Consider the following 16235-nt stretch of genomic DNA (forward strand, 5'->3'; position numbering starts at 1 on the left):
AGCTCAAGGTTTCTTGTCCAATTCGTAGAAAGGCAACCCACGAATCACTTCCCCGGATGAGTCGAACGACTTGTAGAGGCAATGATGGTTTGGCAATGTCTTCACGCGTTCGGAAAGGTCTCCTAGGTCCGAGGTGAATCCCAGCGAGCCTAGCTCGGCTGGCGTGACATTGGGGACCTTGTGTATGAACCATGTCAGCAATGGCTCCTTGTAGTCGGTAGTACTTGCCTTGAAGTGCCGAAGGTATTGGGATGCCAGGATAACCCCGGCCCCGAATTCTCGGCCTTGCAGCAATAGTTTGCGCAATACGTCGAATTCGTAGCGCATGATGTTGTCGGCTTCATCGACCAATAGGTATGAGTCAATCACCCGAAGCTGTGGATCGCTTCCCTGGAAGGGACGCTTTGGTGTCTTGAGCATGTTCTCGTAGAACATGTTCAGCATGATGGCCACGAGCATGTTCTTGCTCCTGTCGTCTTGCCCCATTGCATCCAGGGAAATAACGACTATGCCATCGAGGAAAGCATCGAAGGTCTTTGTCTTGGCAGGGTCCTTCTCGAATACCTCCATGTCCACGAGGTCGTCGATGATCGCCATCGGCGAATCCGACTTGCCATTCAATAGCGCCCGGTACTCGGAATGAATGTCGTAAATCGTTGGCTGGCGACCCTCTATCGAACATGTCTCGTAGGCATTGCGGACAGCGCCCTTGAGCTTGTCTCGCTGCACGGGCCCAATGCCGGAATAGACCTTGTCGAGGACATCGGCGAAGAAGCGGAACCGATCCAGCCAAGGTGCCATGGATTCGCCGATGGAGGAGGTGTCGAATAGGTTGAGTGGCAAGCGTGATGGCTTTACGACACGGGCACCAGTTGCATTGACGAATTCCGGGCTGCTGTAGTCTCGCTTGTAGTCGAATATCAGGAACCGTGGCTTGATTCCTCGATTTTCTGCGCTTGAGGTTGCTATCTGGAATATCAGGGATTTCAGTAGCTGCGTCTTCCCTGTGCCGAGGTCTCCAACGACGCCGATGTTGAGCTGGTTGAGTCTCGTGTCCGATATGTTCAACGATAGTTGGCGAGGTTCGAAGCCATCGATGGTCCTGCCGACTGAAAGCAAGATGCCGCTGCCTTGTTCTTCAGACGGCGGCATCGATGTATCCGGGGAGGCGGACGCATCGACAGCCCTGTCGCCCTTGGTTTCCTCAGTGGAGGCACCTGCAGGGCTTGACGTTGTGATGGTGTCTGGCTCGGCAGGTGCACTGTCGTCACCATCGCTTGACCCCGGGTTCGTGGGGCCGGGCGAGACGCTCGTCGTGGAAGTGGTGATGGCAGTGTCCAGCGATGGCATCAGCCGCCAGTCACCAACCTTGGACCGAACTGCCTCGTAGAGCTCCTGGGGGTCGCCTCCAACGATTTTTCCTGCATCCTTGGGGGAAATTGAAATGCTTTCGCTGAAGCCATCTCCGTCGTGGTCGTGTGCATCGCTGAGTGGCGTCCCGTCGACGACCAGCAATCGTCCCGATTCATCTATCGTGATCGATGAATCAGGAGCGAGTATCTCTGCAGCAATGCGCTCGTGGTAGCCGGACCAGCGTTCCGTTTGGGTGGAAACAAGTTCATGCTGGCTATATACGCGCAGGCCGAACCCTATCATCGAAAGCAACAGGTGCTGGTAGGCAAGCTTCCAGGCTGTGGATTTCGCAGACTGGTCGACCATGGCCTTGAGCAACTTAGTCAAGGCACGTGCCTGGGCAAGTGCTTCCTTCGCTTCTCCTGGGGCAAATCCGCTACCTTGGTTCCTGAACTTCACTTCGATTGGCGTGAGGTGCAGGCGAACCCCGACTTCGGTTGCACGAATCCCGATGACAAGCAGGTCGGGGCGAGACAAGGATGTCTCCTTCTTATCCCGTCCCAGTGACCGGGACAGGTCTGCCAGGTAGCTCCGAAATGGGTCGACGGGAATGATCAAGGCCATGGATAAGTCATCCTGCGTACCCGACAGCACGGGCAGCAAGCTGTCCTTGTTTCCTTCGGTGCGGAACTGGTCTTGCAGGAGACGGACGGCCACGAACAATCCCAGGTCGCCAGTGGCGCCCGTGTCGTCGCCAGAAAGTCCTCGTACCGTTGGTATTCCTCGCCTGGCAACCTCGAGCAAGATCTGCTCTACCTGCGAATGGTCGAGTCCCTCGCACCCCGGCAATGGACACAGTACCCGTCCCAGTGCATCACGGTCAGCATCCCTGACCTGCGATAGGAGGTAGTAGCCACTGGTATCCCCAGCCCTGTGGGAATAGGAAGGCAGGTCATAGTCCCAAAGGTACGTACCCTTGATCCAGCCACCAAGGAAGCAGGCGGGGTCGATGGCGGAGGATGAAACGGCGACAAAGCTAGCGCATTGATCTTCCAGCATGCTGGAGACGGCATGTACATTTGGGGAAAACTGCAGTCCGATGGTCTTGTCTTGTCCTCCCTCTAGAAGGTTGATGCAACTAGCAATCTTGTTGCAGAACACGTCTCCGGTAGGTGGTATGGGCAGTGACTGCCTAGATTCACTCAGGAACGAGCCATGCAGTTGCCTCCTGATCCTGTGGCGCACGAGTCCGCCGAGTCCTAGCGGAGATCGCATGCCGACAGGCCGTGACTCTGGTTGTGCAGAATCAAGCTGGGCAATGATGCCGAGGTCTGGCCTTGTTCCAGGAGGTTGTCGCTCGAACCAGCGGACACGGTTCCCCGTGTCTTCCGACAGGTTCGCGATCATGGCCTGGTCCGGGCGCGAACTTTCCGGCCTGGTATCGAAGACCTCGATCATTCTGGGGCCTACGCCCCGTTGCAAGCCCTTCTCCTCGCCACGCCCGAATCGCCAGGAACACCATGTTGCAAGGCCCTCGTTGCAGGCGTCCGTCGCTCCGCCTCCGCTGGAGACGACAAGGCCGATGATAGGCTTGGCGGCGAGAAGGTCGGAGACATCCTCTAGCGAACGAGCAACCTGGGCAGGGCTGAATCCACTCGAAATACCGCCTACGATTAACCCTAGCGAATCGTCGAATGGAGCTTTCCTTGATTTGCCTGAAATCTGGTCCAGGCGCTTGCCATTCCATAGGACCGACCAATAGTCGGAGTTGCATTCGACGGAAAGGAATGCAACTCGGTCTATGCCGGTGGGCCCTCCCGGAGACTGTAGTGGCATTTCCAGGATGTCGGGTATGCAGTCTGGGTCCAGTATGCTGGCAGCAGGGCAAGGTCGGGGTTCGTCACCTTCCACCGCCTCGTACAGTATTTTCTGTGCGAGGCAATGCCATGCGAGTCGCAACGGGTGCAATGGGGAAAGAATGATTGCATCTGGAATCCTTGCCAGCGTGCGTCCATCTGCCTCCCTTGGGCATACGGCGATAAGGTCCACCCAGCAGGCAACATCGCGATCGGCCGTAATCCAGGCCATGTACGCATCTAGGTAGGCTTCGACTTGTTCCAGGAAACTAGGGTCGCGCAACAGCCATTTCCCAAGGGGGGATGACTCGACCAGTCCCATGCCGTCGTTTGTTTCCCTTATTCGCTTGGCAATTTCTTCACGAGCGTCGACGAATCCCTTTGGGGGAATAAACAATCCTGCCGGAGGCCGTGGGTCGTGCAGGAAGCGTGCTTGCGAAAGAATCGGGCCAACCTGGGAGTCCCAGTCTGGAGAGGCCCACTTGCTGGCATAGTCGTCGGATATGACTACGGGAATGAATGACTTGGCGACTGACATCTCGTCAAGCATCCATGACTGCATGGCAGATAGTCGAGCATGACGATCCAACTGCACTACTGCCTTCGTATCGAACTTCTCGACCGGGCGTCTATTGAGCTTGATGAGTCGCTCGAATTCGCTCCTGCAGCCTTCTTCCTTGGCTTCCTCGCAGGTGATGAACACCCTGCATATTTCATCCGTGTTGCTGCCATCCTTCTGGAAGGAAATCTCCAGCTGATACTTCTCTTCGGCGTCGATCTCGACTTGATATATCCCTTGCTTGGCCTCGTGAAGGGTGAGTTCTTCGGGAGCATCGGCCATCGATTCAGTTGCGTCGTCCGGAATTCCTTCGGCCTTTGTCACCTGGGCGCCAGGAGTGACGAAGATCAGGAGTTCATATCGGCCGGAGCCGGGCAAGGAGAGTGCGGATTCCCAGTCTGCCCCGGCATTCCCCTTGCGAGGTTTCTTGGGCGGGGTGAACTTGGTAGCCATCCGGGACACGACTAGGATGCCGGGTAGCCAGCTTGCCAGGGAAACTACCTTGGCTGTCGCAGGTTTCCTTCCGCTGGCTGCCACCTTGTAGCTGATAGGTGATCTTTGGCCGCTTGCGGGTGGTTTGTCGGAATGTTGGATAGCGCCATCGACTGGGATTTGGATGCCAGTCCTGCCATGGGAACCCCCGGTCAGGAAAACGTCGACTGGAGTGCCAGTGGCATCTTGTCCGGTCGATATCGATAGTTCCACGCCTGCTTGTACGATAGACGGTGTTCCACGCACTGCGTGGAAAATGGCATTGGAGCAATCGATGGAAAGGTCTCCGCTGGTTTCATCAGGCTCATCAGCAAGGAGTTCCGACCAACACTGGCATGTCAATGTGGTCCACCATGACTCGGGCTTTTCAAGTTCGAGGCCATCCGAAGGCAAGTAGAACGCAGGCATCGAGCGCTCGAATGCCGTAGACACCTGGCAAGTGTGTTCTACGTGGGAAAGGAAGCCAGAAAGGGCTTCCCTTGTCGCATCAGTAGCCTGGTCGGCGAGTCTCCTTACCCCTGTCCTGAAGCCATCCGCCATCTCGTCGGCAATCTTGTCCTGTATGCGCATTTGGAGTTTTGCGGATACGCTTCCATCTTGCATCGGTGGAAAGCCGCAAGCGAGTGCGAGGGCCGACCCAGGCGGTAGTTCCTTGGTGTCCTTGTTGATCGAGTAGATTCGGGATAGCAAGCGCCATGCAGCAATCCGTAGCCCCTCGCTGGGGTCCACTTCGTCGACAGCCATTGCCGCCCGCTTGACCATTGCCCTTGAATCATCGAGGGAATCGCTGCCTATCCCTGCATCACCGAGGCCCTTGTCGACCAGATCCTGGACAAAGCCGTCATCCCACCACTCCTCGAACGTCGCATGACCGGTATTGCTTGATGCGCTGATGCCGAATTCGTCGGTCGTGGATGCAACTGACCTACTGCTATGTTGCCCCGGTGGGAGCAAGGCGACGAAACTGGCCGAGTTTGGATCATTCCGGATATGCAGGAGATGGTTCTCGTCGCATTCCCCGGAGTCTCCTATCCCAGGGTTTGCCTGCACCGCCGGGAGAACCAGCAATACAGGTATTTTCTTGGCCGCGCCATGCGCGTCGATTTCGATCCGTATGCCACCATCGACGGCCAGTGCACCGAACACCTGTTCCAGGATTTCCAGTGGGGGGCCGTGGAAAATAAACCTGGATTCAAGCTTGTCGCCCGATTGTCCAGTCACGGCTCCCTGGACCTTTTCCTGGACAAGTTTCGCCAGGATTTCTACGAGTCTATTCATTCTTTCTTGTCCAAGGACTGGTTGCTTGAGGGGAACGGTGGTAGCAAGAGCATTCCGCTTTCTGCATCCGGGCTATCGAGTACGAGTCCGAGCATCCGGAGTTGCTGGCCTAGGTCATTCCTTGCGATGTCATGCCTATCAATGACGACACCATAGGCCGCTAGATGCTGTTCGAGGCGATGGATCGATCGAGGTCCTCCCATGCCTGCCAGTGAGCAATGGACCAAGGCAAGAATCGATACAGGGCCAAGCGCAACTATCCATGGGCTCGATGGGCTGCTTCCCCTTTTCTTGAGTACGTAGCCTTGGTCATACCCCCTAAGCAATTGGGATGCTGTCTGCCGCTGCCCCAATGCATGCCTGGAAAACTCCAGGATGTTCGCGCCGATTCCCTTCTTGCAGTTCAATGCACGTGCTTCCCTTTCGCGCAGGTCGGAGAACGTCATGCGCACGCCCATGGCATCGAGGGCACCACGGTTTTCCCGGACATGGGTGCATAGCTGGGCTATGCCAGCGCTAGAAGACAGGCTTCCATGGAAGGGAAGGCCTGCTTCCTCCAACGACCATAGGAGCGTATTAATGCCGAGACGCGCCGTCAGGTAGGCAGACGCCTTGTCCTTGAGGCCGTGGAGGGCCTTCCCGCCATACGTCATGTACTGTGGATTCTTGGGGAATACGAGATCACGTACATCTTCCGTTCCAGACGGGCCGTTGCCGTCGACAGCCTCTAGGAGGCAACGCCAGATGCGCGACTGGACATCGCATAACCATGTGACATGCGACACTGCAGAAAGCCTCAGGATGGCTTCGAGTAGGCTTGTCCATTGCCTGCGGGTCATCGAGGGCTTCGCCTTCATGATCGCACGTAGGTCACTGGCAAATTGCCGCGCAGGCATGAAAGGCACGCCTTCGAAATCGTCGATGGAGAAGTTCGCAACGTCTTGCGGATCCACCTTCGCCAGTTCCCATTTCGGGGAGGCGCCCCAGGAGGATGTTTCCTGCTCCAGCCAACGGGCGAAGACATCATCGTCTTCGCCGACTTCGAGTGCAGAGAAAAGCTCCTTCCAAAGGGAAAGTGCAGTGTCGTGGTCCCTGGATCCCAGCCATGCCATGCGCCGCACAAGGCTACCTGCAGGCCAGGAATTGCTGCTTAGTCGCGCCGAGCCGGAGAAAACCGACAATGAAGGAACGAGTGGCGTAACTTGGAGGAACCGCTTGGAGGATTGGTTCGGTAGCTTGGGGCTTTCCAGTACTCCGTGCAGGACGCCACTCCATGCGTCGGCGTCAAGTATGGCTCCATCAGGAATGGCTTGTTGCTTGTCATGGAGCTTGCGAAGCTTGCCTTCAAGGTCGCGCCCAGCCTTTGGTACGCCTCCTTCGCTAATGGAGTCGAATCCAATGGTGCGATAGAGGGAGGCCACCAGTACTTCCGAGCTGGCATATTCCGGTGCTGGACTGATGGCTAGTGCCGACTCCTTGTAGGTCTGGTGGGACTTCTGCCACGGGGATTGCTTGAATTCGGCTAGCGTCATGGCTGCTTCCCTCCAACGGTTGCCACGAAGCCATTCCACGACTGGCCGACTTCTATCCCATCGGATCCAATCCTGATGATTGACTCTTCCAGGACATCTGGATCCCGGACAATCGTCCCTGCCAGCCTCGCCCTAGTGGTATCCAGAAGGGCAACGACTGTCCTGGGCAAGGAAGCGATGGATATCCCCCGCTCCAGTTCCTTTACGGCCTTGAACAAGTCATACGTCAATGCGATCGGCTGGAGCGATTGCCCGCTTCCTACCTGAAGGAAGCAGATCGGAGACCGTGGGCGCCCTTCGGATGCAAGCTGCAGGGCCTTTACCGGCCTTGTCTGGACGAGTAGGGTTGCCTGGCGTTGCTGGGGAGGAAGTGGCTGCCCAAATGTCGTTGTGAGGGAAACCTCGAATCTCTGGTTACGGTTCAAGAGGTCCTTGACTTGCTTGGCTACCTCGAAGAGCTGTTTCCCCTGAACGTCTTCCACGACGTGCTGGAATGCTTCAAGGGTTTGTGCGTCGGCGACCACTGCTGTTCGCGTGCATAAGCTGCGCCGAACCAACCGACATGCAAAATCACGGACGATGTTCTGGATGCGACCAGCCGCTGCGGGATTCCGGCGGCGCGTGGCTGGCAAAGACAAGGTCTCGTCTAGTTTGGCCAGGCGTTGGAGCAGGTCGACCTCGATTTTCGAGAGCGCCTGATACTTGCGAACAAATTCGATTCCCCCGGCAACGGAACGACTGAATCTTGCATCGAGTTCTGCGAGGACGATATTGCTTCTCCCGCTGACGGCCACCTCGGTTTCCGGGCTTGCCATTGCAGGATCCAGCAAGTCAGACAAGCTCGACAGCAGGGAAGCAATGGTCGCTGGAAGATACGAGTCCTTGCGCCCAGCAAGGAAATACTGGAGGCCAAGCAAGGTCAGGATGGGTCCGCGGGTATCCGTTGTTGCCTTCTCCGGCCCTAGTCCTAGGTCCTTGATGCCTTGCCTGAGGACATTGGCGGCCAACGGATCCCAATGATGGAAAAGTGCATGTTGGTAGCCTGCGGTCGCTAGCTGGAAAATAGCGACAAGTTGCTGGCGACGAGGCTTCTTGGCCGATTGTCCCGATTGGTCTTGTTCCCAAAGGGATGCAGCCCAGCTGCAAGGGTCGCTTGGCTTTCCTTCGTCCACCGCAAGGTTGCCGGCCAGCAGGTAGGAAACAAGGGAGAACAAGTCCCGGAAGCTCCATCTCTTGCCGCTGGCAAGCTCGTACCATCGAAGCATCTTCAACAATGAGGTTCGTGCATCCTCCCGGGCTAGCAAGGCTTGGCTGCGACAAAAGGGGCAGCGGTCGCCTGCAATGCAGGTGCCTTGCGCGGGCCAATACCTCGAATCGACAGCATGCCGGAGGAGGACCTCGGCTGGTGCAGGAATATCGCTATCGGGCTTGGCAAGTAGCGATTCGGCATCCATCGGCCACACCGCGATATCTGGATATTCCGAAAGTGGCCAGCAGGAAGGCGCATCGGCGGAGAGGCTGACGGATCGAGTGATCCGCTCAAGCAATGCACGGGCATCGCCAAGGTCGTGATCGATGGCGTGGATCAGTGCATCATCGAGCACGCCTCGATTGACGCAACATAGGTAGTAGCATGCATTCTGGTCGGCCAATAGGGAACGCAGCTCATCAATCAACAGCTCAGGTGCGGAGCGTCCTTCATGGCCTGCCGTTGCCGAGGCATCTTGCACGATGGACAAGTCAAGCCTCCTTGGCACGGCGGCAAGGGCGCCAGCATCAACATGTATATCCCTTGGCACAGGTTGCCCAAGAGGTGGGTGGAACTGCTCCGAGAGCTTGCGTCGTAGGCTGCCATTGGCTGCCAGGCCTTTATCTAGGCAATCTATGGTGAACTCGATGGCTTCGGTCTTGCCATTGCCTGGCCCTCCGACCAAGAGCAATATCCTGGGCGTACCCTTGGCTCCCGACGCAACTAGGCTGGCCCAGGCCTCAAGCCGGGAAATCAAGCTGGTCCTCAGCAATTCCTTGCCAGGACGCCCGCTACTAGGATCGAACAGTCGCTTGACGCCGCCCGAATGATGCCCGGCCCATTCAAGCAGCCCTCCAGGGAACCGCCGGGGCTGCTCCGTTTCGTTTTCCATGATCGCCATCTCCCCCATAGACATCGATATTCCCTAGGTCACTGCCATCATGCTGGTGTGACGATTGGCATTTCCTGTAGGCTATTTTTGCGCAGTGCTATCTCATCGAGTTCGTCCAGTATGGATGCCGCAGTGAGGCCAAGTGCTTCGGCCAGCAGGGGTGGGACTGCATTGCCTACCTGGGTGTATCGAGGACACTCCTTGGTACGCATTTCCCCTCCTGTCGTGTACTTGCCGCGGAACTGGAACCAGTCCGGAAAGCTCTGAAGGCGGGCGCTCTCGCGTACGGTAAGTATCCTTGGCTCGCAATAGTGCAGGACATCATCCGGCAAAGTCGTGATCGTCGGTGCGGGATCGTTCGCCGACATTGGGTAGATGCGGTGTTTCTTCAGGCCGAATCGAGCCCTGCTTTCCTCGTTCATCCTGACCCCCTGGGTGCACTCCTTGATGATTAGCCGGAACCGGTCGCGCACGTCATCGCGGTGCCGGGCCAGTCTCATGCTATCCATGGAGTCCGTGCGGCAATGCTTGTGCATGGCTTTCTGGTACGAGGTGTGCGGACCGTAGTACGCGGTCTCCTCGAAACCTGGTCGCGAATATGGATCTAGGCATGGCTGCGTATAATTTTGGCTGACGAGAAGGTCCGAGATGGCATCTTCGGCAGTAATGAGCTTCTTCTTTGGGAGAGCATGCCGCTCGCGGACTTCGGCCCTCTTCGATTCGAGAACCTCGAAAGCGTGAATTACCCCTCCATCAAGTTGGGCGGCCAAGTCCTCCTTGATTCCGATGACGATAAGCCGGGAGCGCTTCTGGGGAACGCCAAAATCCGAAGCGTCCACGATCTTCCCATGGGCGACGTATCCAATTTCGGACAAGCGTTTCTTCAGTTTTTGGTAGAAGGATTCCTGCGATTGTGCGCGGGTTCCATCTTCGCTTGGAGGCCCCAGATGGGCGACCTTCATGCCGGGCACGTTCTCCAGCACCAGTATCGTCGGTCGTACGGCATCGACAACCGATACATACTTCTCGAACAACTGGTTGCGTGGATCTTCCTCGCGCCTACGCCCCGCAAAGCTAAATCCTTGGCAAGGAGGCCCCCCTGCGAGGACTTGTACAGTACCGCGCATCTCGACAAGGTTTGGCTGGTGCTTATCGAGAAGGTCATCGATACCCCAGGCTTTCTTTTCCAGCCAGGATGGCCAGGTAAATTTCTTTACGGGAACATCCCGTTCGCCAAGGAAATTTCCTGAGAACGTATCGAATGCCATCGGATCTTTCTCGACGGCGAACACTCCTTGCAACCCAGCCATGGACAAGCCCAGTGACAGGCCGCCGCATCCAGAGAAGAGGTCCACGAACTTATAAGCACTCATCCTGGGATGTTTTCCTGTATGCCAGCACTCCGTGGTGCTGTGCGAACGAATAATTGATGGCCAATGAATTTTCTCCCTGGGGCGGAGCAAGACTTTTGCTCGCATGCCGGCCACCCTGTCCTTCGAGGGGACAGCGCGTACATGTGCCAGCCTGGGGTGCCATGAAGCCTAACCATTGCCGACTTCCTCCCCGATTGCCCTGGCCAGCCATGAAGGAAAGCATGCTCGTGCTGCTACCAAGGCATCCCACTCTCCGCCTGGGAGTTTGCGGCGCAAGACCGGCAAAGCCTTGCGAGCCATGTCGGGACCAAGCCAATCCAAGGCGCGTATTGCATCGCCGGCCGGTCGGTTCCCCAATGCCAACACCCATCCGGGAGCATGCTTGACTAGGATTTCTAGCCGGCCGAGCCGAATTTCACGAGTTCGTCCCGATGTCACGTAGGCTTCCCGAACAGGCACCTGTCGCGAGAGTCCTAGGTTATTTGCAGCGATCGCTCCATGAGGAGCAACGAACTCGCCATTCTGGGAGGCTAGCGACTGGATTACCTTCGAGACAGCCGGTGGGCGTTCACCAAAAGAGCCAGTGACCGGGGCGACATAGGAGCCTCGGCCGATCCTGAGAAGCTTGCCTTCCCTGGCTAGGCGGGACAGTGCCTGGTCAATGGCAGATCGGCTTCCAAGGTGAAGGAAGACCTTGGGCGAGACAATTCCTCCCTCTGGCAAGGATCGAGCATGTAGCAGAATTTCCTCGGGAAGGGTTTTCATTGGCACTCATGATCTAGTCATGAAAGAATCATAGTCCTTTTTCTGACATCGGACCAGGAGTAACCCTGCCCTGGCCGACCTTCGGTGGAGAAGCCCGAAGCGTTGGATAAGTCACAGGTACTTCTTAAAGCTCGCCGCCACGATGTTCACCGCCAGTCCAAGCAGAAACGCTGCAGGCAGCAGAATCATCAAGGGATGCAAGGACACCGGCAACGCCAGGTAGGTCACCCACGGCAACACCGCCAGCGGCATCAAGGCCGCCTTTGCCCGGTGGTAGACGAAGCCCGATTCCCGCCCCGCGCCGAACTTGCGGATGTCGCGGCGAACCAGTCCATCGACCAGGCCGACGAAGGCCGCGAGCAGGAACAGCGGTAGCGTGAGCACCAAGACCAGCAGGCGGACGATGAACGTCAGGACGGTGAAGCCGGCGGCAATCAGATAGCGCTCGGTCCAGACATAGACCTGGGCGAGGTAATAGCGGAAGTCTCGGTGCGCGCCTCGGCTGGGTGCGCTGGCCTGCGCCGAGGCGTCGCGCGTCCAGTCCAGCAAGCCCGTCTTCACGAAGACCCACTCGTAGGTGCCCTCCACCAGCCAGCGCGCGGTGCGTCTCGGCTCCTGCACGATGGTGCTCCGGGTGAAATGGGTGGAGAGCTGGTTCAGTTCGTAGTCGAGCATGCGCTGCGCGTGGCGCCAGCCCTGGTCTGGCCAGAACAGGTGCATGCCGACGCATTCGATGACGATGGACAGCAGCAGCGAGGCGACCAGCACGCCGAACAGGCGCCATGGCAGCGTGACCACGCTGGCGACCAGGCCGCGTTGGCGTGCCTGCTGTCGCTCGGCGGACGCGGCGGGCTCTTTCACGATGGCGCCTCTTCATCCGGCGTGCCTTCTTGCACGTCCTCGGCCAGATCCGCTGGCAACGCGTCGTGGTCGTGCAGCCGGGGCAGCCTGTTGCGCTCCCACCATTCGCCCGCCTCGGCGTAGTGCTGGCGCATGTAGCTGGCCAGTTGCTGCAAGTCCCGGGGCATGGCTTCGTCCGGATCGGGCGCCGGCAACGGCATGCGGATCTTCCACAGGTTGCCGCCTTCGATGAGGGCGAAGCACTGCCCCTTGGGCAGGCCGACCACGTGCGCGGGCTCGATGAGCGGCACGCTCGACGTGCTGATGCGGTCCTGCGCGTTGCTGGTGAAGTCGGTCGGGCCGTGGATGTCGGAACTGTCGGTGGCGCCGCTGACAAGCGTGGTGGTGTAGACCTCCACCTTCGGCAGTTGCCGTGTCAGCAGTTCGGCGGTGGTGGTCTCGCGCACCCGCAGCATGAACAGGTTGTTGAAGTTGCCGATGACCTGGCCGGCCTTGGCGCGATTGCCGATGCGCGCCTCGATGTCCGAGAGCGTCTGCGTATAGGCTGTGACCTGCATGCCCGCACCGCCGCCCTTGTTGATGAGCGGGATGAACTCATCGCCCATCAGTTCGTTGAACTCGTCCGCATGAACATTGATGGCGACCTTGGCATTGGCCGATGCCCCCGGCAGGCCGTCGTCGATGCCGTGCTTGTAGATGTGCCCCGCCACCGACACTAGGTCGCTGAACATGCTGTTGCCGACGGCCGCCGCCACTTCGGCGTCTGACAGCGCATCCAGCCCCACATAGACCACGGCCCGCTTCCTGATGATCTGCATCCAGTCGAAGATCGGGCGCGGATCGGACAGGTCGGAATAGTTCGGCGCGAGCAGTTGCGCGATCTTGCCGGTGGTGAGCTTCTCCAGCAGCGGCAACAGCGAAGCGACGATCTTGTCGAAGTAGGTGCGGTCGTAGCGCACCGCAGAGCGCAGGCCGTCGAGCACCGCGTCGTAGGTTCGCGTCTGCGACAGGTACTGCTCCAGTGCCACCACCCGCTTCTCTCGCCCGACCATGTGGCGCGGGATGGTCTTGTCGTTGAGGCGTCCTTCGAGCTGGACGATCACCTCCCAGGCCTTGGGCTCGGTTCGGGCGAAGAAGTGCTGGGCGTACTCGATGAACAGCGCGTCGATGTTGACGACGTGCCGCTGGATCAGCAGGTAGTCTGGTCGCTGCCCCAGCTCCACCAGGGCACGCGCGATGATGTTGACGAAGCGCCAGGCGAACTCGCGGAACGCGGCGCTGTTGCCTTCGCCGGAAAGCTGCCCCGCAATGCGGGTGGCGACTTCCGAGATGCGCCCGAACCGGCCCACGGCGTTGTAGCGTGCCGAGATGTCGGGCCAGCCCAGGTGGAACACGTACATCTCGCCCTCGCGTCCGGCGCGCCTGGCCTCGACATACATGCGCTTGAGCAGGTCGGCATCGCCCTTGGGATCGAAGACGATCACCACCTCGTGCTCGCCATGGACCTTGCGGCGGATGTCCTGGGTGATGAACAGTTCGGCCAGGCGCGTCTTGCCCACGCGCGTGGTACCGAGCACCAGGGTGTGGCCCACACGCTCGCCCAGCGGCAGGGTGACGTCGGTCTCGTGCGGCTCGATGCCATGCAGGCGCGGCATGCCACCCACGGGCGGCAACGGCCGGACGGGGTTGAGCGGGCTGTCCCAGGCCAGTGCCCGCGCCAGCCTAGGCAGCGGCGGCGGTGCGAACTCCAGCCGCTCCTCCAGGCGGCGCGCCAGGCGGTAGAACGTCGTCGGTTCGGCGTAGCGCCGGAACTCGGGCTTGTAGGTCTGCGTCAGCCGATGGGTGTGTCGTTGCTCCCAGCGGAAGCCACGCCCAACGAACAGGCGGTACTGGCTCACTGGCACGTCGCGGCTCGTCATCACGTAGCGTGGCAGACGGCGAATATGACGGCGGTAGCGCAGGATGGCCCAGGCGTCGCGCAGGCGAATCGCACCGAAGGCCAGGAAGGCCAGCGCGCTGCCGAGGCCGAGTACCGGATTCAACGCGAGCGACCACGGTGCCACCACGCACACCACCGCGGCGCCTGCGCATACGGCAACGGTGTATAGCTCCACCGCTGGCCGCAGCAGGACTTCGACGGCGTGCGGCTGGGCCATCGGGCAGTTCTCACTGTTCGATGCCGGTGGCGGTTACCAGCACCGGGTAGTGGCGCAGCCCCAGGCGCCCGGCCAGTTCGTCCCCGGACGCCGGCGCCAGCATCAGCCCGGGCGCCAGGGCACGCAGTGCCGCAAGTGCCTGCGGTGACTCGACCTGGACCACCAACCCCACGGCCCCGAGCTCGCGCAGCGCCGGGGCACGCTGGCGCAGCCAGGCATGGGAGCGCTGGTCATCACCAACCAGGAACATCGGCGTGAGCCCCGGCGCCTGGATCGCCCGGGGAGCCACATCGCCAGGGGCCAAATGGGCCGAACGCACCGGCAGCATGGCCGCCTCGCCAGAAGGCCCTTCGGGCAGGCGTGGCATCTCGATCCTGGGTGATGGCCGGTTTCCGGTGCGCGGTTGCAGGTCCAAGGCCTGGTAGTAAGGCAGCGCGGAGGCACCGCCGCGATCCTCGACGACGATCAAGGGCGGCGATTGTGCGAAGGCGGCTGGCACGGACACGAGCGGCAGCAAGCCGATCAGCCACGGCACAGCCGGACGGAAGATTCGAGGCTTCATGGCAGGGTTCTCCGGTTATCCGAGCCCCGCGCTGGCTCGCCCAGTACGCGGGCCAGGTGGCGGCCAACACTCTGGCGGTAGCGCGCAGCGGGTGCGCCACCAGCGGGACGGTGGTAGCGGCCGATCGTGATCAGCCAGTCCTGGCCAGGCGCGTGCTGCTCGCGCAGGATCTGCGCGGCCAGCGCCAGGTTCCGATAGGGATCGAGCAGTTCGCAGGGGTGGTCGTAGCGGTGACGCTGGTAGCCCAGGTTGATCTGGCCCAGGCCGGCGTCGATGCGGGTGCGCGGCACGTCGCGCAATGCCAGGTGCAAACCGGCGCAGGCCTCGGTACGGGTGGCGAACCGATGCGATGCCCCGGCCACGTTGAGCGTCCAGGGCCAGGGCACGAGGCGGCCGTGGTACCGGGTGCCACTCTCCTGCAAGGCCACCGCGTACAACACCGCCGCCGGAATGCCCGCACGCTGTGCCGCGAACTGGTAGGCCGGCGGCGGAACCTCCCCGGCTTTCGCCTGGCCGAGTGCCCAGCAAGCCAGCAGCAGGAGCGCGAGACGCCCGAGGCCTACTGTCGCTGCCATTGGCCGCCGACCTGGCGCACGACGGCGGGCAGTTCGCCCTGCAGGCCGAGGGACAGCCAGCGGCCACCGTCGTGGTTGAGGGTGATGTGCCGGGCGCGTACCTTCGCCGGGTCGATACGGGCCCGGCGTGCCCATTCACGGATGCGCGCGTCGTCGGCGCGACTGCCGACGACATAGACATCGAACTCGACGCCCGACGCCTGCAGCCGCTGCACGGCCTGGTCGCAGGCGGTACAGCCGTCCTTCACGAAGATGGCGGTTCGGTCGGTGCCTGATGCGATGGCGGTGCCCGCGCCGGTCGGCTTGGCACCGGGCAGGTTGACCCTCGCCATGCCCGGCGCGATCCGTTGCCAGGCGGCGTCGTAGGCACGCTGGTAGGCCAGCGTCTTCTCGGCCCGCCGGGCTTCGGCCCGAACCTGCAATTCCGCGTAGCGGCGGCGCTCCTCGTCGGAACGTGCTTCTATGCCGAGGGCCGTGAGCGGGTCGAGGCTGGGCGAGTAGACGCCCAGCGGCCCTTGCATCAACTCGCGATAGCGCGTCCATTCGTCCGTGCGCAGCCCCCAGTCCTGCGCCCGCTGTTCGTCGCTGCGAGCGATGGCCGCAGGCGCTTCACGGCTCGGCGCCGTCCTGGCCGCGGTGGTTGCACCGGTGGGCTGGGCAAGTGCCACCTGCATGGCGGAGGCGGCCAGCAACACGGCCATCAATGGCGGGATCAAGTGGCGCGGGACCATC

Annotated in this window: 10 protein-coding genes; all 10 read right to left on the reverse strand. The window is 60.3% G+C overall.

Features of this window, described 5'->3' with window-relative positions:
• Positions 1-3: 3 nt before the first annotated feature.
• The 10 genes from PCQ86_RS11750 to PCQ86_RS11795 all read right to left on the reverse strand — a co-directional run bounded on the left by PCQ86_RS11750 (position 4) and on the right by PCQ86_RS11795 (position 16234).
• A complete protein-coding gene (locus PCQ86_RS11750; protein WP_270173807.1) occupies positions 4-5538 on the reverse strand; it encodes an ATP-binding protein in 5535 nt (1844 codons plus the stop codon).
• Entirely contained in the window at positions 5535-7070 is a 1536-nt protein-coding gene (locus PCQ86_RS11755) for a hypothetical protein (RefSeq protein WP_081093917.1), read from the reverse strand. Before PCQ86_RS11755 ends, PCQ86_RS11750 begins: the two co-directional genes overlap by 4 nt.
• Entirely contained in the window at positions 7067-9211 is a 2145-nt protein-coding gene (locus PCQ86_RS11760; RefSeq protein WP_270173808.1) for a hypothetical protein, read from the reverse strand. The genes PCQ86_RS11755 and PCQ86_RS11760 overlap by 4 nt, the downstream gene beginning before the upstream one ends.
• 47 nt (positions 9212-9258) lie before the next feature.
• Positions 9259-10584, reverse strand: coding sequence for a DNA cytosine methyltransferase (locus PCQ86_RS11765; RefSeq protein WP_270173809.1), 1326 nt, complete (start codon positions 10582-10584; stop codon positions 9259-9261).
• Between the two features lie 168 nt (positions 10585-10752).
• A complete protein-coding gene (locus tag PCQ86_RS11770; protein WP_081093916.1) occupies positions 10753-11349 on the reverse strand; it encodes a DUF6088 family protein in 597 nt (198 codons plus the stop codon).
• 111 nt (positions 11350-11460) lie between these two features.
• On the reverse strand, positions 11461-12210 hold the full coding sequence (locus PCQ86_RS11775) for a TIGR03747 family integrating conjugative element membrane protein (RefSeq protein WP_270173810.1): 750 nt from the start codon (positions 12208-12210) through the stop codon (positions 11461-11463).
• The gene (gene traD / locus PCQ86_RS11780) at positions 12207-14366 is read right to left on the reverse strand and encodes a type IV conjugative transfer system coupling protein TraD (RefSeq protein ID WP_270173811.1); all 2160 of its coding nucleotides are present in this window, start codon (positions 14364-14366) and stop codon (positions 12207-12209) included. Before traD ends, PCQ86_RS11775 begins: the two co-directional genes overlap by 4 nt.
• Before the next feature lie 10 nt (positions 14367-14376).
• Positions 14377-14928 (reverse strand): integrating conjugative element protein, encoded by a 552-nt coding sequence (locus PCQ86_RS11785; protein WP_134553235.1) that lies wholly within the window; start codon positions 14926-14928, stop codon positions 14377-14379.
• A complete protein-coding gene (locus tag PCQ86_RS11790) occupies positions 14925-15503 on the reverse strand; it encodes a transglycosylase SLT domain-containing protein (protein WP_270173812.1) in 579 nt (192 codons plus the stop codon). The genes PCQ86_RS11785 and PCQ86_RS11790 overlap by 4 nt, the downstream gene beginning before the upstream one ends.
• Entirely contained in the window at positions 15488-16234 is a 747-nt protein-coding gene (locus PCQ86_RS11795; RefSeq protein ID WP_027350515.1) for a TIGR03759 family integrating conjugative element protein, read from the reverse strand. The genes PCQ86_RS11790 and PCQ86_RS11795 overlap by 16 nt, the downstream gene beginning before the upstream one ends.
• Between the last annotated feature and the right edge of the window lies 1 nt (position 16235).

Source organism: Diaphorobacter sp. ED-3 (assembly GCF_027625375.1).
In the GTDB taxonomy this organism is placed as follows: Bacteria; Pseudomonadota; Gammaproteobacteria; order Burkholderiales; family Burkholderiaceae_C; genus Diaphorobacter; species Diaphorobacter nitroreducens.